Below are 17,489 nucleotides of genomic sequence, written 5' to 3'. Positions count from 1 at the left end.
TGATCATGTGACGGCACATCCTGTTTTCAATGTATAATGTTGATTTAAGAGAGTTTTGCAATGGTGGTCCTTAAAACCGTATCACCATTTCTGCACATATCTTATCACCCTCTCCAGGGGGAACGATGGCTCCTGAACGGTAGAAATATTTCTCATAATCGAGCCTTAGGTCGCAATGCAGAGCTTTGTGGGCATAGGTGACAGTGGCTCCTGCAGTGACTCGCTGACGAGCCGGGCGGGTGGACCATAGAGCTCCGGTATCGTCGCGCTTTCCGTCGCTGTGGGCTGTCATTCCGTCCCAGCGAGCCTGGAATGATGCGCGGTTGAGCATACCCGCTTTAATGGGCATCGCATAGTCGGCCCATAGGAGCCAGCCGTGTGCCGTCTTGTGGGCATTGTGGGTGTAATGCTTGTTCATGTACTCACCTTCAAGGGTCCATCTGCCTGTGGCCCATGTGCATGATGCGTTCCATAGATTTACCCTGATGGAGTCGGGGGATATTGACTGCACTCCGGTAACGAGTTTGACATTGCCGATGGTGTAGATACCCTTTGCAGCGTAGCTCAGCTCCTTTATCCATACCTCATGGTCGGATATTGATGTGGGGTTGAATGCTCCCCCTTCAATAGAAAGCTGCTGATATCCGGAGATGGGGATGGTGTAGGACAGTTTGGCTCCAACACCTCGCACGTTGCACAGGTCTTTACCTATGAATGAGCGGTTGGAGAACACATAGTTGCCCGGACCGCGGAAAGCGTCAGTGCCGAATGGCAGGCGGAACTGTCCCGCCTGGAATTTCAGCCCCTTTGCCACAGCGATTCTTCCCCATGCATCCAGGATCTTCATTTTGCCGCGGTCGCACAGGTCGGTCTGTATGAAATAGTCGATGGAGGGAGCGATGTAGCCGTTTAAAGATACTCGTGCGTTGCGTACCTGGAATCGTGATCCGCCATTGTCAAAATCATGTTCGAAACGGGTGCGCAGAGCTCCATGGATCTCCGGCACATAACTGAAGCTCTTTGTCCCGGCATTCTTTGAATGGTTTGCGGCATTGTTCTCAGCTCCTTTTATTTCAGATGGAGCGCACATAAGCATAATCAAAAATCCCGAGAGCATTAGCTTCGGGATGTCGATACGTTTCATAGATCAAATTTCAGTATTGATGACATAATGTTTGTAATCACGATTCATATGCCTTGATCCCCTTGCCATTCACACAGCGAGCACTATGTTCTTTTCCTCTGCCATCCGGCGCATATTGATTATGGCATATCGCATGCGTCCGAGAGCGGTGTTGATGCTGACCTTTGTTGCATCTGCGATCTCCTTGAACGACATGTTCCGGTAAAATCGCATCACGAGAACTTCTCTCTGAGGGTCAGGCAGCTCCATCACCATGCGGCGTAGGTCCTCGTCGATTTGCATCTCCACCATCTCGTCCTCAACAGTCCCTTCACACAGGTCGCGGCGGTTGAGGAGGTCGTTGTTGTCATCGTCGGTCGACAGTGTGTTCTCCACCTTCTCCTGCCTGTAATAGTCGATTATGAGGTTGTGGGCTATGCGAGTGAGCCATCCCGAGAATTTGCCATGTTCGGAATATCGCTTCTGCTTTATTGTCATGATAGCCTTGACAAACGTCTCCTGAAAGATGTCGTCGGTAAGCTCCCTGTTCTTTACTATACGAAAGATATAGGTATATATCCTGTCCTTATGGCGTTCAAGCAGGATGTCAAACGCTTCATTACTATCATTGGCGTAAGCTACGACCAGATCACGGTCGGCGAGCTTAGTCATGTCTTGCATTGTATTCTCGGTTTTTGTGGTTAGGGTAGCAGTGTAATCTATAGGCAGTAAAGTTAAATTTTTGTAAATGACGGAGGCTCACACAATATCCTCCTCCTTTACTGCAAAAGTAACAAAAAAGCCGTGCCCTCACAACAATCTTAGCATTATTTAACCTCCCGGTTGACAATAAATCCCGAAAGGATTGTGTTAAGCATTGTTATACGTGATAAAAAATGTATCTTTGCCCTCATATTATCATAATACCAATTATATCAAGCCATTTATGAACACTATCCTTAGATCGATGCTCTCCGTGGCCATGCTGTCTGTGATGGCGGGAGCGTATGCTGACAGTCCTGACAACATTGAAAACTATTTCCTTGGCTATCTGCAAGGAGAGACATCGCCATACATATCAGGAAATATTGTAAAGAGCCGTGATGTCAAGGCTGTGTCGGATCAGGTGTGGAAGTCATGGGTAGATGCCAACAAGGCTTTCGATGAGCAAAAGCTATCGCCGCTTGCAGCTCTCTCCGCTGAGACAGCTTCCGCATGGAATCTTCCTGCCGACCTTGAGCCAAATGCCGTGATGAATTATTACTGGGGTTTCAAGGGTGATTCCATCTCGTCCGCAGGGATTCCGCTCTTCATCTATATGCATGGGTCTGGCCCGCGACAGCAGGAGTGGGAGACCGGGCTTAAGCTTGCTGTACGTTTCGACGATTCTCCCTCGGCATATTTCATACCTCAGATACCTAACGAAGGGGAGTATTACCGATGGTGGCACAAGTCCAAGCAATATGCCTGGGAAAAGGTGTTGCGCCAGTCGCTTGCCTCAGGGGAGATTGACCCCGACAGGGTGTATATGTTCGGAATCTCGGAAGGTGCCTACGGCTCACAACGCCTTGCAAGCTTCTATGCCGACTATATAGCCGGAGCCGGACCGATGGCAGGTGGTGAGCCTCTGAAGAATGCTCCTGCTGAAAATCTTCGCAACACGGCATTCTCGCTCCTTACAGGCGATCGTGACTTCGGATTCTACCGCGACAAACTCACTCGCTACACCAAGCGAGCTCTTGACAGTCTGAAACAGGTGTATCCCGAGGATTATGAGTATAATATACAGCTGATCCCGGGGCGCGGGCATTCCATAGATTATACACCTACCACCCCCTGGCTAAGCAAGCACACGCGCAATCCATATCCAAAGCATGTGAGCTGGGAGAATTTCGAGATGGATGGTCGCTACCGCGACGGTTTCTACAATCTGTATGTCAACGAGAGGAGCAACGCTGACGAGTCAGCACGCACCTACTATGAAATGGATATCGTAGGCAATACTGTGAACCTAACGGCTCAGACTGTAACATATACTGCCACAGAGATTGACCCGAGATGGGGTATAGCTCTTGATTTCAAGCGTGAATATGCTCCTGCCACATCAGGCTCGGTGACCATATACCTCAACGACAGCCTGGTGGATCTGTCAAAGCCGGTGATTGTCATTGTCAATGGCAAAAAGGTGTTCAAGGGCAAGCTCAAGATGCGCATGGAGAACATAGTCAACAGTTGCGCCCGCTATTACGATCCGTCAAGACTTTATCCAGCAGCAGTCACAATCGATATAAGGTAAACGGCTATAGCAAAAGTTAATATATACTAATCCAAATCGTTAGTTTCAAGAATTATTCGTTACTTTGCATTTATAATTCATCATAATTATGAAACCAATCCAAATCCTTGCAACAGCTATGCTGACTTGTACGATGGCAGGATGCCATAATTCAGGGAAAATCAATTATCCTGAGGCTCCGCAGGATGGCACCGTTGACACCATATTCGGTATGAAGGTGTCAGACATTTATCGCCCTCTTGAGAATGATACTGCGCCTGCAACTCTCGCCTGGGTGGAGGCGGAGAACAAGGTGACACAGGACTATCTGAGTCAGATCCCTTTCCGTAAGGCTATCGCTGAGCGTCTTACTCACCTCAATAACTACGTGAAGCGTGGTGTGCCTTCACGTGAAAACGACGGCAAATACTATTATTCCGAGAATGACGGACTTAAGAACCAGGCGGTCATTTATCGAACCGACGATCCGCTGTCGTCAGAGCGCGAAGAGTTCCTTGACCCCAACTCGCTCAGTGACGACGGCACCGTGGCTCTCACAGGTCTTTCCCAATCGAAGGATGGCAAGTACACAGCCTATACCATAAGCCGCAGCGGTAGTGACTGGACCGAGATATATGTGATGGATACTGCCACCAAGCAGCTTCTTCCCGACCATATTGAATGGGCGAAGTTCTCCGGAGCAGAGTGGGATGGCGACGGTTTCTACTATAGCGCGTATCCGCGTCCCGAAGAGGGCAAGGAGTTCTCTAACGCCAATGAGAACCATCAGATATATTATCATAAGATCGGCACTCCGCAGAGCGACGACACATTGGTGTTCTCTGACCCTGCCAATCCCCTTCATTTCCATGGCGCACAGGTTGCCGGCAAGAATCCTGTGATGTTCGTCTCCGTAGGCGGTCAGGGTGTTGGCAACGCACTCAAGATGCGCAGCAATGGAGGATGGGTCACTGTGGCTCCCGACCAGGACTACGAAACTTCGGTCATAGATGTCATTGACGGCAAGATATATCTTCTCACTGCCTTTGGTGCCGACCGCCGTCGTGTGATGGTGGCTGATGTCGCCAATCCTGGACGCGAAAACTGGCGCGAGCTTATTCCTGAGGGTGATGGTGTGCTCAAGGGTGTGCAGCTCTCGGGCAAGGACCTCTATCTCACTTACGAGAAGGATGCTTCCGACCATGTGTCAATATACTCGCTTGACGGCAAGAAGAAATCGGATGTCAAGCTGCCCGGTATCGGTTCTGTAGGTTTCTCCACATCAAGCAAATATCCTGAGGATGTGTTCTACAGTCTCAGTTCGTTCACATCACCTGCCACTGTGTACAAGTTCAATCCCGCCACCGGCGAGAGCTCCAAGGTGTTCCAGCCTGAGATCGAGGGTGTGAATCTTGACGACTATGTTACCGAACAGGTGTTCTTCACATCCAAGGATGGTACAAAGGTGCCTATGTTCCTAACCTACAAGAAAGGGATGGAGCGCAACGGCAAGAACCCTGTCTACCTCTACGGTTACGGAGGCTTCAATGTGTCCCTCACTCCTGGATTCTCAGCCAACAGGATGCTGATGCTTGAGAATGGTGTTATGTATGCCCAGACCAATCTCCGTGGTGGTTCGGAGTATGGTGAGGCATGGCATGAAGCCGGCACCAAGATGAAGAAACAGAATGTGTTTGACGACTTCATCTCAGCAGCTGAATATCTCGTGAATGAAGGCTGGACCTCTTCGGACTATCTCACCATCGAGGGTGGCAGCAACGGAGGTCTCCTTGTGGGAGCTACAGTCAATCAGCGTCCCGACCTCTTTAAAGTGGCATTCCCCCGAGTGGGAGTGATGGATATGATGCGTTATCATCTGTTCACTATCGGTTGGAACTGGGCTTCCGACTACGGTACATCAGCCGACTCTCCTGAGATGGCAAAATACCTGCTCGGCTACTCGCCTCTTCATACAGTGCGTAATGATGGCACTCCCTATCCTGCCATTATGGTTACCACTGCCGATCATGACGACCGCGTGGTGCCCGCCCACTCGTTCAAGTATGCCGCAGCTCTTCAGGCTGCCGATACCGGTGATGCTCCCAAGCTCATCCGTATAGATTCCAAGGCTGGTCATGGCGCAGGCAAGCCCATGGCTAAGGTGATAGAGGAGTACGCTGATATCTACTCCTTTATGTTCTACAATCTCGGCATAACCCCCGGGAGTGTGACTGGCGATTCTAAAAAGTGAACACAACCTTACTGAGAATATTTTCGCTGCTGATGCTCGCGCCGTTGTTGCAGGGCTGCTTCTTCACAGGTGTGGAGTCGACCCCGCGCATCACCGGTCGCGACGTCAGACGCGAAGCGGTGGTCCCTGCTCCCGAGGATTCTTATCTTGCCAAGGTGGGCGATCTTCCTTTCTCACGCTGGACTCCCGGGAAGGAGTTCATGGTGACTGACTCGCGCATATCGCGTATATTCGGAGCCTCGGCTGTAGATGCCTCACCTGTGCCCGGTGACATGCTGCGTTATCGGTCGGCAGAGGAGTCCGCATCAGTGACCGGTGGCACTGTCACCGACATATCATTTCTAACATCCGGAGGTGATGTATTGTCGTATCGCGTCAACAAGCCCCTTTCGCGGCTTATGGCTGACAGTGTGACCGAAGTCCCTTTCACCATACAGATGTCGGTGATAGAGGACGCACGCAGGCTTATGGAAGGGAAGGAGTTCTATATTCTCACATCGTCATGGCGCGATGATGCCGACACTCCGGTGTCGGGACGCAAGTTCATTCCTGTGCACATCGATTCGGTGGCACCGGGCAACCTGCTTTTCCCAATAAAGGTGGCTTTCACTGACAAGGATGGCAACTCGGCCCGCATATTCATCCATCCGGGAGGGAAATGGGAGGCTCCGCGCACATTCTCGCGTGTGTTCTCGTTTACAGATCCTTATCTGCGCTACCGGCATATCCCACCCGAGCATTGGAAGCTTATCATTGACGGACGTGTCGCTGACGGGATGACAATCGAGGAGTGCAGGCTCTCGCTCGGCTCACCCAAGGAGGTGGACCGAGGGGCAAGCAACAGCTTTGTCCGGGAGGCGTGGCTGTACGAGAACGGTGTATTCCTTCTCTTTGAGGATGGGCTTCTAAAGCGTTACCGCCATTGAACACATAACGATAACCCTCGCGGACAGATAAACCCGCGGGGGCTATCGCTTGTTAATAAATAAATCGACTATTTATCTATGGAACATATCAATGTAAAAGTCATCAACGATTCCCCTTACGGACTTCCTGCCTATGAGACACCATCGTCGGCAGGTATGGATGTGAGGGCAAATATATCTGAGCCTGTGACTCTCGGGCCACTTGAGCGTCGTCTGATACCCACCGGTCTGCGCATACAGCTCCCGCAGGGGTATGAATGCCAGATACGTCCGCGTTCGGGGCTCGCTCTCAAGCATGGGATATCTTTGGTCAACACCCCTGGCACTGTTGATGCCGACTATCGTGGTGACATCGGTATAATAGTGATCAACCTTTCCAATGAGCCTTATACCATAGCTCCCGGTGAACGCATTGCACAGATGGTGATCAAGCAGTATGTGCATGTCACATGGGAGCCTGTAAGACGCATTGACGAGACTGTTCGCGGTGACGGAGGTTTCGGTCACACAGGCACAGACTGATTCAGGCTGCGGTGTCTACTGTTGAAAAGATTAAATGTTATTCGTTCATCCCTGGCGGTTTAATCGTGTTTGCGGGATTTAAATTATTACAATGAAGCGACTTCCAGTTATATTGATCCCTTTGGTGATTCTGGCGATGGCACTTACAGCCACCGGCAGAGGGCGTAAGCCGGCGGTCCCCTCCATCGAGGATGCCGCCAAGGCTGACTATTTGTATCTCGAAGCCCTGCGTGCGAAATCGCAAGGGAACTTCGATGCAGCCTTTTCGCTCCTGTCACGGGCTAAGGAACTCAACCCCACTGATATGGAGACAGGGCTTGAGCTTTCCAACTTCCTGCTCATCATGTCGTCGGAACCGACTGACACTGCCGATATGTCAAGGGGTGTGGAGATGCTTAGGGCATATTGGGATGCCAATCCTTCCGATTATTATACCGGGGTGAAGTATGGTCTGATGTGCCAGCGACGCCTTGAGCGCGACGAGGCAATACGTGTGTGGGGCACACTCCACCGCTTGTATCCCGAGAAAGTTGAGATAGCGTTTCAGCTTGCCGAGGTTCTTGCTCAGGGTGGACCTGCCGCCGACCGTGACCGGGCAATAGCAATCTACGACTCAATCGAGGCTCTTGAGGGTCCGAATCTCACCCTTTCGGGTAATAAGATTCAGTTGTATTTCAATGAAAACGATACTGCATCCATTCTCGCTGAGGCTGACCGCTTGAGGGAATCATCACCCTCTAACGTGGAGTTCATGGTGTTTTCAGGTAAGGTCTATTCGATGTTCGGAAAAAGGGAGGAGGCTCTCAAGTTTTTCGACCGGGCGTGTGAGCTTGATCCTTCAAGCGGACTCGCATACTATTCCAAGGCGGAGTTCTATAATTCGGTAAATGACTCTGTGGGATATGACCGCGAGGTGTTCAACGCCTTAAAGCAGAACAGCCTTGACGTCAACACCAAGCTTTCCATACTGCGTGGCTATATTCAGCAGATGTATACCGACTCGCTCCAGCGTCCGCGTATCATACAGCTTTTCGATACTCTGATCGTGCAGCATCCTCTTGAACATGACATTCATGACTCGTATGCCAGATATCTTATCATAGCCAGGGATTATGCAGCTGCCGCCGAGCAGGAAGAGCAGACCCTTGGGCTTGATCCTGCCGATCCTGAGGGGTGGGAGATGCTCTCATCGCTTTATCTTCAGATCGACAGTCTGGATAAAGCCGAGGATGCAATAGTCCGTTCACTGTATTATTATCCCGACAATGCACGTCAGCATGTGGTGCTCGGGTCCATCTACACCCAGCGCAAGGAGACTGCCAAGGGTATGGAGGAGTTCAGGAAGGCTCTCAGCCTTGCTGACAAGGCTGATGCCGAGTTGCTGTCAAGCATATATACTTCGATAGGCGACAACATGTATCAGCAGCAGTTGTCTGACAGTTCGTACGTGTACTACCGCAAGGCATTGCAGTATAATCCGGGCAATATGCTTGCTCTCAACAACTGCGCCTATCATATGGCTGTTGAAGGGAAGGATCTTGATGAGGCTCTGCACATGATAGAGAAGGTAATGAATGAGGAGAAGGACAATCCTACCTCGCTCGATACATATGCCTGGGTGCTATTCAAGCGCAAGGACTATGCCAAGGCTCGTGAGATGATCGACCGCACTATCGAACTCACTGACGAGTCTGATATGAGTGCCGATGTCCTTGAGCATGCCGGTGACATTTACTTTATGGACGGGGAGCCTGACATGGCTGTCGACTTTTGGAAGCGCGCAATGAAGTATGATCCCGACAATGAGCTCTTGCAGCGCAAGGTGCGTCACAAGACATATTTCTTTAAATAGAGACTATTACATTATGTCATATTTACGGTTATTATTCATCACATCTATAATCCTGCTCCTCGGTGCGTGTGGATCTTCGCGTAAGGCGTCGCAGACCGGAGGAGCGGGTACTTATGTGCCTGCGGGCGACAATGACAGCGGCTATATGCGTTGGGACGATATCCGTATCCCTGTGAATGTCAATATCGAAAAGCCCAAGTCATTGCGTGTAAGCGGCACTATGACCATGGTCAGGGACAAGAGCATACATCTTTCGCTACGTTTCTTCGGCATGGAGGTGGCAGCGGCTTATGTCACAGGTGACTCGGTGTTTGCCTATGCCAAGATGCAGCGTGTCTACGTTGCCGAAAGTATCCGTGACGCGCTTGGCGGAGTAAATGCGACAGTCGGGGATGTGCAGTCGCTCCTTCTCGGCAGTCCGGTGTCTCTGCCCGAAGCTGTGGGTGGGGCCGGCATAGATGTGACCGCACTCGAATCAACAGGTCAGCCTCTCTCAGTAAGCGTCAGCCTTCCTTCAGGACGCACAGCCTCGGTGGAGTATACTCCTCTTGAATCCCTTCCTCTTGCCAGTGACCTTCGTGTATCAGCTTCATCGGGCAAGCATGAGCTTGCCGCCTCGATAGAATATGACTGGCGAAAGGCAGAGGTTGACAAAGGCAACATCCGAACTTTTTCAATACCACGCAACTATCAGCGCATCAAGGGCTCGTCACTTCTGCGCTCATTAACCCGACTGTAATGCCATTCGCGCTAAGACCAACATTACGCCTATTTGCCGCCATAGCCGTCACTGTAGGGATAGCTATGGGGGTGACTGCCGACATGTCGGCTGCATCCCCTAAACGAAAGCGATCCTCCCGCCAGCCGGCTCGCTCCATGGAGACCATCCAGAAAGAGCAGGACCGTACGCAGCGCAAGATATCCGAGACATCGACACGGCTCAACACTACCGGCAAGGAGCTCAAACGCCAGCTCAACTCACTCAACTCGCTGAATGCCGACATCCGTCAACAGGATGCCACAGTGCGTCAGCTCCGGTCGCGTATCGATTCCATAGGAGCGCAGATCACCACTACCTCCGATTCGATAGCTGTGCTTGAGCATGATCTCGATGGGCTTCGGGCTGCATATGCCAAGGCTCTCAGGGGGCTTCAGCCTTCTGCCGGTGACATGAATGCCCTTTCATTCATATTCTCTTCCGGAAGTTTCAGGGAAGCTTACAGCCGCATGCGCTATCTCAGCCGATTCAGCGAGTGGCGAAAGCGCAAGGTAGCCGACATCGACGAGTCCATAGGCAGGATATCCGAACGACGTCAGCATCTCACAGGGTTGCGTCACAGCCAGGATCAGGCGTTCCGCCAGGCAGAGGATGCTCGCCGTACCCTTGCCCAGAAACAGTCAGAGAGCGAAAAACTTGTGACCTCACTGCGCCGTCAGGATTCTCAGCTAAGGGCGGAACTCGCCAAGCAGAAACGTCAGGCACGTGAGCTCGACCGGGAGCTTGACCGTATCATCGCTGCCGAGCAGGCACGTATAGCGCGCGAGGAAGCTGCCGCCCGAAAACGTGAGCAGGCTGCGAACAAAGCAAAGTCCAAAGGGTCGAAGGGCTCATCAGGCAAGAATGATGAGCCATCGGCACGCGATATAGCCTCTGCGCGGGCTCGCACACAGTCTGCCGCATCCACTTCTGCATCACAGCTGTCAGGCTCATTCACATCCAATAAGGGACGGTTGCTGTTCCCTGTAGGTGGACGCTATAAGATAGTCAGGCAGTTCGGGCGTCAGCCCCATCCCACACAGCGGCATGTGACGATCGACAATTCTGGTATCGACATAGAGGTGTCGCGTGGCTCTACGGCGAGAGCAGTCTTTGAGGGGACTGTGTCAGCGATCTTCCGACAGGACGGTTTTCATACCATTGTGATGCTCCGCCATGGCAAATACCTTACGATATACGCCGGCCTTGCTTCTACATCGGTGCGCCAGGGAGAGAAAGTCAAGACAGGTCAGACTCTCGGCACCATATATTCCGATCCTGCCGATTCCGACCGTACCCTCCTTCATTTCGAGGTCCGCGACGAGAGGCGCAAGCTGAATCCATCAGCCTGGGTGAGATAGCATATGTTGCATATGTTCTGTCTCCAGTGTAAATATCGTGCATCTATAAACGTATAACCAGTATATATCCTTAAAAAATATTAAATCATTAACACTCCTTACATCGCATCCGGTCAGGATCTTGCATAAATCAAAAAATCCCTATACCTTTGCAATGCAAAATCCAAAAGGGGTATTAGCTCATCTGGCTAGAGCGCGACACTGGCAGTGTCGAGGTGAGCGGTTCGAGTCCGCTATACTCCACCGAGCAAAGTTGCAGGCTTCATAAGTCAGCAACTTTATTTTTTCTCAAAAATACATTATGCCATTGTGTGTTTTGAGAAATTGTTATATATTTGTAGAATATGATTTTAACCGATGAGTACTTAACGTAAAGTACATTGTGAATTTTTTAATATTTAACCTGTATTCTACAATATGAAATGTAAACAACTGATAGGTGCGTTAGTGGTTAGTGCCGTTTGCTGTGCATGCAACAGTAAAGGCTCTGCCGGAGAAGCTTCAATTGAAATACCTGAAGCGGGTATCGATACGTCCGAAGACAATGGCACTCCCGACCCTGAATCGGAGAGGAGGACGAGGGATCATCTGACACTCGTAAAATATCTTAAACTTGTGGATGAGCAATATGTGCTTGACATATCGGAGGAGGATGCTGTGAAATTGGGTGTGAGCAAGGAATCATATAAAGCGGCATGTGAAGATATTGTCCGTGAGAATGCCAATATACGGAAAGCCAAGGAGGAGGGCAGAAGCTATTCTCTGGAGGATCCTCAGGAACATCTGGCGGATTATGAAAAGGCTGAGGCCGAATATATGAGAAGATCACATGACAACTTATGACGTTGTGTATCAGCAATGCGATTGAGAGGGCTGAATTTTTTTATGAAAAAATTTCATTACTGATGCAAGGTTTTCATTAATGGCGGATTTAATTGGATAGAACAACATAATAAATCCATTAATCCGAAAGTAATATGAAAAAGTTCAATTTTCTTTTTGCAGCTGTCATGATGTTTGGGTCTGCTGCATTGTTTCAGTCGTGTGATGATGACGACGATGTGGATCTCAGACTCCCGACTGCTATTGTCACAGTATGCCCTGAAGAGGATGGGTCTTTCGTGATGAATCTCGACAACGAGACTGTGCTCCAGCCCACTAATATGAACAAATCTCCGTTTGGTAAAAAGGAGGTCCGCGCACTGGTTAACTATACTGAGACTGTGGCGTCAGAGGGTAAGAGTGTGTTGCGTAATGTTCAGATCAACTGGATTGACAGTATCCGCACCAAAGCTCCTGTCATGACTACTGAAAACAATGATGAGGCTTTCGGCAAAGACCCCATCGATATTATAGCCGACTGGGTGACCGTAGCCGAGGATGGTTACATCACTTTGCGTGTCCGCACTATATGGGGTAACAATCGAGTGCCTCATGTTATCAATCTTGTGACCGGTGTAAATCCCTCGGACCCCTATGAAATGGAGCTGCGTCACGATGCCAAGGGTGATGTCAATGGTTATATGGGTGATGCGCTTATAGCTTTCAATCTAAATGCACTGCCTGACTTCAAGGACACAGTGAAAATAAAACTTAAATGGCAGTCATTCTCCGGAGAACAATCGACCGAATTCGACCTTAAGATGCGAGGGAATGCTCCTTCTGAAGCGATGCTGGATAATTCCCTATGCAGAAGGTTGGTGGAATAAGCGTATTAAATACAGGATTTCATTGAACTGACACAAGAAATCCGGAATATTCTCCGTTTCAATACAATACAAAAGCTTCAATGCAATGCGCCTCGGGCGTAACGACAAGTGGGTTCCGGGTTATCCGGAATTCCACTCGTTGTTGTTCTTGGCTGGAATATGCTGGAATTGCTGTTATGGCAGTCGATATCACTGACAAAGAGGATATTTTGGTGGAAAGGGCACGGACCGGAGACAGGTCCGCACAGAAGACCCTTTACAGGTTGCACATCCGTTATCTTACGGCTGTGTGCACTCGTTATATCATTAATCCTGAGGATGTCAAGGATGTGTTGCAGGAGAGTTTTATGAGGATATTCTCGTCTCTCGGGGCTTTTGAATACCGCGGTCCGGGTTCGCTGAAAGGATGGATGAGCAGGATAGTGGTGAACCAGTCGATGAAATTCCTGGAAAGGAGCGGAAGAATGGTGTTCACCGAGCTGACATCTGACACAGAGAGCTCCGCCGGATATCACGAACCTGATCTCGATGAGGTGCCGGCATCAGTGATTCATGGTCTTATCCGTGAGCTCCCCGACGGTTACAGGACCATATTCAACCTTTATGTGATAGAGGAAAAGAGTCATAAGGAGATTGCCGGAATGCTCAACATAAAGGAAAGCACTTCTGCCTCTCAGCTGCATCGGGCAAAGTCAATGCTTGCCGCAAAGATCAAAGATTACCAGACAACAAATGAACGCGTAACGATATGAAAGACCAATGGCTAAAAGATATCCACGACAGGATGGCAGATATGGAGGCCGATGAGCCGTCCGGCCTGTGGGATGATATAGAGAATGCTTTGGAGCTACAGGGGCCGGATTCGGCTTGCAGGGAGCCCCGAGGTGACCGGAGTGCGCGTATGCTTTGGTTCAAACGTGTTTCAGGCATTGCTGCTATGGTGGCGGTGATTGTTGTTGCGTATCTGCTTTTTATTCCGGATGTGTCGATGAATGTGCCGTTGGCAGACGTTACAGATGTCATGGAGCATGATCCGGACAATGTTGAATTGCCGTCGGTTGCCTCTCAGGAGCCTTTGAGTGATAGCGGTTCGCTACTGGCTGACACCGGTAGTGGTGGTGGTCAGAAAACCATTGCTTCGGTTAAAGCTGCAAGTGAAGGAGAGGTGGGAGAAGAAGTAGTGACAGGTATGCAAGAGGAATCTGTATCTCAACTTCCGGCTGTCACTGACAATAAAGAGACTACATCCTCGGACACAGTGAGGACCGCATCCGGAGATGTCGCGGAAAAGAAACGTATTGTAAATCGGGACCGTTATATAGCTTACTCCTTGCCGTCATCCCGGGTGAAGAGCCGATTTTCGGTAAGCGCGTTCACATCGGGTGCGCTCAATTCAAATGTGAGCATTCCGGCATCCACTTCCGGCAGCAGCCATGTCAGTGCGCTCGGGCAGGATGGAAAGAAATGGGAGGACAGCCCTGTGCTTGGCATATTGTTGTTCAATCAGGGCAAGGATATGGAGCGTGAGATAAAGCACCATCTTCCGGTGCGCACCGGGCTTGCATTCTCTTACCGTGTCAACGAGCGTCTGTCGCTCGAATCGGGCATGACTTACACTAATCTTACCTCCGATATCAGATATGGAAGCGATGAGCACTATTTTTCAGGCAAACAGATGCTTCACTATGTAGGTATACCCTTGAATCTCAGATACAAATTGCTGTCATGGAAAAGGCTCGACCTCTATGCTTCTGCCGGAGTGCTTGGCGAAAAGTGTGTGTCAGGTAAGATTGAGAGAGATTATGTGCTTGACAATCACTCGGCAGAGACTGAGAAAGAGGATGTCAGGGAGAAGCCGCTCCAATGGTCGGTCAACGCTTCTGCCGGATTACAGCTCAACGTCTCTTCTGCGATAGGGCTTTATGCCGAGCCCGGAGTGAGCTATTATATCGACAATGGCTCATCGGTCGAGAACATCTACAAGGACAAGCCCTGCAATTTTAATCTGAATGTGGGTGTCCGTTTCACATTCGGTAAAAAGTGACGGTACATACCTTATATAATGCTGGCAAGTGCGGTCACTCGTTCCGGAGTGTCGGTTATGAACCTGACAGCGTACCGGATGCCGCGTGCCGAGGCGTAGTCCATTGTTGCCGATACTTCTATCTCGGATATCACCAGGTCACTAACCGAAGCGCATTTGAACACAGCCTCCTTGGCGGTCCACATTTTCAGCAGTTCCGACATTGTATGGGGTCCGCGTGCTATTTCATTAGGGGTAAGAAACCTGTTGGCAATTCGAGCAAGCTGTGTGCGGGCAGTCTCCGAATCGATTCCTATAGGAGTGTCGCTGACAGCAAGCAAGCATTGGTCTATGCTGTGGCTTATGGATATGTGCACTTCGGGTCTGCCGTTGATATAAGGTTTGCCGTCAGCGTTGTGGCATAGTTCGGCTTCCGTGCCGAATGCCTGGATTACGAGCCGGTTCACAGCCTCCCTTTCACAGGAGTGCCTGTCTGACCTTGACTGGCATTGTATGTCGGAAGTATAGATTTTCATTGCAGACCTTTTATCATTACTGTCATATCGCGCGTCACAGCATCAATTATAGGGGCTGTGGCTATAGGATCATAGGCGAGAGAATCGGGGATGTCAAGCATAAGTGCTCCGCTTATCATATGCCGTGAGTCATAGGCAAGTATCTGTACCGGAGTTGTAGGTATCCCTCGGGCTACAGCCATCTCACAGGTCCATCCTGACGGAGTGGTGAGTTCCGTGAGTTCATAGCTCACACCTCCGAGGTTCAGCCTCATACGCTCCCTGCGGTTATCTATGAAGCCTTTTGCGTCGCCAGGGTTATATTCAGTCACCGTGATGTGTACGGTCGGCGAGGCGAATCCTCCGTACGATACGTCTATCCACGTGTTTCTGCTTCCTCGGTGCGATATGCTGACACCTGTAAGTTCATTCACGAGAAGCCTCACGCCTGACGCCTCTACTGTGGTGTACACACTGTCGGGCATATCCAGCCTGGGATATGCCATGGGTTTCGGCACAGTGTCGGAGGGGCTGGTATGCAACCCGCATGAGGGAGTCATTGCGCATATAGCAGTGAGCCATGCGAGCAGTGGGGCTTTCATTGCTTCATCTGGTCGGGCTGGACCTCGCTCATCACTTTTACACGTACATTCGCTATGCGGTGCTGATGTATCGACAGCACGAGAAACCGGCATCTGCCGTATACTATCGATTCTTTCTCTTTAGGGAAGTCCCCCTTGATACTCAGTAGCATTCCGCCGAGAGTCTCGCAGTCCTCTGTGACTTTTGAGTACTCCTCTTCATCAAGCCCGGTGACGCGGAAAAAGTCGTTTAGCAGAGTCTTGCCGTCAAATATATATGTGTCGTCAGGTAGTTTGCGGTAAGTCTGCTCCACTTCGTCGTACTCGTCGTCAATATCGCCGACTATCTCTTCCAGGACATCTTCGAGAGTGACTATGCCCTGTGTGCCGCCGAATTCATCGATCACTATGGCGAGATGCACGCGCCTTGTGCGGAAATCCTCAAGAAGATCGTCGATCATGCGTGATTCGGGCACATAGTATGGCTCACGCATTAGCGACTGCCAGTTGAAGTCCGCGCTTTCGGTCTTTCCAACGTATGGCAGGAGGTCGCGCGAGTAGAGCACTCCGCGTATGTTATCCATAGTCTCCTCATATACCGGAAGTCTTGCAAAGCCGCTGTCGATCACGACTTTCATCACCTCAGCGAAAGAGAGTTCTATATCCAGTCCGGTCACATCCACGCGCGGAGTCATCACCTCCGAGGCGGTGGTGTCGCCGAATTTCAGTATCCCTTCGAGTATGTCCTTGTCCTGCGAGGAGTCCACTTCGGCTATCTCAAGGGCTTGTGAGAGGTCGTCGGCGGTCACGGCTTCACTTTTCTTGGTCACCACCTTATTGACTATCACCGAACTCTTCACGAGCACCGATGAGAGGGGATAGAATATTTTCACCATAAGCCCTAAGGGTCCCGATGCCATGCGTGCCCATCCGAGATTATTGGAATTGGCATACAGCTTGGGGAGAATCTCGCCGAACAGAAGTATGAGGAATGTAAGCAGTACGGACTGAAGTATGAAGCTCCACAGTTCGCTCATGCCGTCGAATATCGGGCCGAGGGCAAAGTTGCATAGCACTACGATGGTGACATTTACCAGATTGTTGGCAATGAGGATGGTGGCGAGTAGGCGTTCGGGGATTGTGAGAAGCGACAGCACACGTCTGCCGCCATGACCCTCTTCCTCAAGTTCGTCACACTGTGTGGGGCTCAATGAGAAAAATGCTATTTCGCTCCCGGAGACGAAACCGGAGATGAACAATGCCACAACAGCGAGCGCAAGTGCTGCTATCTGACCGGCTCCCATTGCAGGAATGGCGAGCAGCGGTAGGTCAATTATGCCGGGAATAAAGTTTAAGGCCGCCTCGATGGCAGGTAAAGGATCTGTATCCAAGTCTAAGGGTATGAGTGAAACAATGAGCCGTAAGTCGTGGGAGCCTGTATGTCAGGCATTGCACGATCACTAAGGCACCGCAAAGGTAACACTTTTTTCTTAATATTCCGAAATCCTTATGTTTTATCCCGGATTTTATGTTTTACCGTCCAGGTGTTATAGTATTTTGTTAATTTGGTGTTGGATTGCACATTTTGACACGA

Annotated in this window: 16 protein-coding genes and 1 tRNA gene; 12 read left to right on the top strand and 5 right to left on the bottom strand. The window is 50.3% G+C overall.

Annotated features, from left to right (window positions below):
* Positions 1-70 precede the first annotated feature (70 nt).
* Together EZ315_RS04455 and EZ315_RS04450 are read right to left on the bottom strand one after the other, a co-directional pair.
* Complete coding sequence (locus EZ315_RS04455; RefSeq protein WP_135470964.1) at positions 71-1,144, bottom strand: porin; 1,074 nt, start codon at positions 1,142-1,144, stop codon at positions 71-73.
* Between the two features lie 69 nt (positions 1,145-1,213).
* Positions 1,214-1,804, bottom strand: a complete 591-nt coding sequence (locus EZ315_RS04450) for a sigma-70 family RNA polymerase sigma factor (RefSeq protein ID WP_135470963.1) — start codon at positions 1,802-1,804, stop codon at positions 1,214-1,216.
* A gap of 265 nt (positions 1,805-2,069) precedes the next feature.
* On the opposite strand from EZ315_RS04450, the gene EZ315_RS04445 reads away from it, so the two are divergent.
* The 12 genes from EZ315_RS04445 (at position 2,070) to EZ315_RS04390 (ending at position 14,820) form a co-directional block, all read left to right on the top strand.
* On the top strand, positions 2,070-3,419 hold the full coding sequence (locus EZ315_RS04445; RefSeq protein ID WP_135470961.1) for an alpha/beta hydrolase family protein: 1,350 nt from the start codon (positions 2,070-2,072) through the stop codon (positions 3,417-3,419).
* A gap of 88 nt (positions 3,420-3,507) precedes the next feature.
* Positions 3,508-5,649, top strand: a complete 2,142-nt coding sequence (locus tag EZ315_RS04440; RefSeq protein ID WP_135470959.1) for a prolyl oligopeptidase family serine peptidase — start codon at positions 3,508-3,510, stop codon at positions 5,647-5,649.
* A complete protein-coding gene (locus EZ315_RS04435) occupies positions 5,646-6,575 on the top strand; it encodes a hypothetical protein (RefSeq protein ID WP_135470957.1) in 930 nt (309 codons plus the stop codon). The genes EZ315_RS04440 and EZ315_RS04435 overlap by 4 nt, the downstream gene beginning before the upstream one ends.
* 87 nt (positions 6,576-6,662) lie before the next feature.
* Positions 6,663-7,097, top strand: a complete 435-nt coding sequence (gene dut, locus EZ315_RS04430; RefSeq protein ID WP_135471907.1) for a dUTP diphosphatase — start codon at positions 6,663-6,665, stop codon at positions 7,095-7,097.
* 91 nt (positions 7,098-7,188) lie between these two features.
* Positions 7,189-8,949 carry a tetratricopeptide repeat protein gene (locus EZ315_RS04425; RefSeq protein ID WP_135470956.1) on the top strand — a complete coding sequence of 587 codons (1,761 nt, stop codon included), beginning with the start codon at positions 7,189-7,191 and terminating at the stop codon, positions 8,947-8,949.
* Positions 8,950-8,962: 13 nt separating this feature from the next.
* Entirely contained in the window at positions 8,963-9,688 is a 726-nt protein-coding gene (locus EZ315_RS04420) for a DUF4292 domain-containing protein (protein ID WP_170957458.1), read from the top strand.
* Positions 9,688-11,067, top strand: coding sequence for a murein hydrolase activator EnvC family protein (locus EZ315_RS04415; RefSeq protein WP_135470952.1), 1,380 nt, complete (start codon positions 9,688-9,690; stop codon positions 11,065-11,067). Before EZ315_RS04420 ends, EZ315_RS04415 begins: the two co-directional genes overlap by 1 nt.
* 169 nt (positions 11,068-11,236) lie before the next feature.
* Positions 11,237-11,310: transfer RNA gene (locus tag EZ315_RS04410), tRNA-Ala, on the top strand.
* A gap of 174 nt (positions 11,311-11,484) precedes the next feature.
* Positions 11,485-11,910: a hypothetical protein gene (locus tag EZ315_RS04405; RefSeq protein WP_135470950.1), complete on the top strand. Its 426-nt coding sequence runs from the start codon at positions 11,485-11,487 to the stop codon at positions 11,908-11,910.
* 134 nt (positions 11,911-12,044) lie between these two features.
* The gene (locus EZ315_RS04400; RefSeq protein ID WP_135470948.1) at positions 12,045-12,776 is read left to right on the top strand and encodes a NigD1/NigD2 family lipoprotein; all 732 of its coding nucleotides are present in this window, start codon (positions 12,045-12,047) and stop codon (positions 12,774-12,776) included.
* Between the two features lie 176 nt (positions 12,777-12,952).
* The gene (locus tag EZ315_RS04395) at positions 12,953-13,528 is read left to right on the top strand and encodes an RNA polymerase sigma factor (protein WP_135470946.1); all 576 of its coding nucleotides are present in this window, start codon (positions 12,953-12,955) and stop codon (positions 13,526-13,528) included.
* Positions 13,525-14,820: an outer membrane beta-barrel protein gene (locus EZ315_RS04390; protein ID WP_135470944.1), complete on the top strand. Its 1,296-nt coding sequence runs from the start codon at positions 13,525-13,527 to the stop codon at positions 14,818-14,820. Before EZ315_RS04395 ends, EZ315_RS04390 begins: the two co-directional genes overlap by 4 nt.
* 11 nt (positions 14,821-14,831) lie before the next feature.
* Here the strand turns inward: EZ315_RS04390 and EZ315_RS04385 are convergent, their stop codons facing one another.
* From EZ315_RS04385 to gldE, 3 genes are read right to left on the bottom strand one after another with little or no spacing between them, the layout of a single operon-like run.
* Positions 14,832-15,335: a 4'-phosphopantetheinyl transferase family protein gene (locus EZ315_RS04385; protein WP_135470942.1), complete on the bottom strand. Its 504-nt coding sequence runs from the start codon at positions 15,333-15,335 to the stop codon at positions 14,832-14,834.
* On the bottom strand, positions 15,332-15,916 hold the full coding sequence (locus EZ315_RS04380) for a hypothetical protein (protein WP_135470941.1): 585 nt from the start codon (positions 15,914-15,916) through the stop codon (positions 15,332-15,334). Before EZ315_RS04380 ends, EZ315_RS04385 begins: the two co-directional genes overlap by 4 nt.
* Positions 15,913-17,286 (bottom strand): gliding motility-associated protein GldE, encoded by a 1,374-nt coding sequence (gldE, locus tag EZ315_RS04375; RefSeq protein WP_242452497.1) that lies wholly within the window; start codon positions 17,284-17,286, stop codon positions 15,913-15,915. Before gldE ends, EZ315_RS04380 begins: the two co-directional genes overlap by 4 nt.
* Positions 17,287-17,489 lie beyond the last annotated feature (203 nt).

It is taken from the genome of Duncaniella freteri (assembly GCF_004766125.1).
Classification (GTDB): domain Bacteria; phylum Bacteroidota; class Bacteroidia; order Bacteroidales; family Muribaculaceae; genus Duncaniella; species Duncaniella freteri.
The sequence above is the reverse complement of the archived record's forward strand: the minus strand, read 5'-3'. Positions and strand labels throughout refer to the sequence as shown.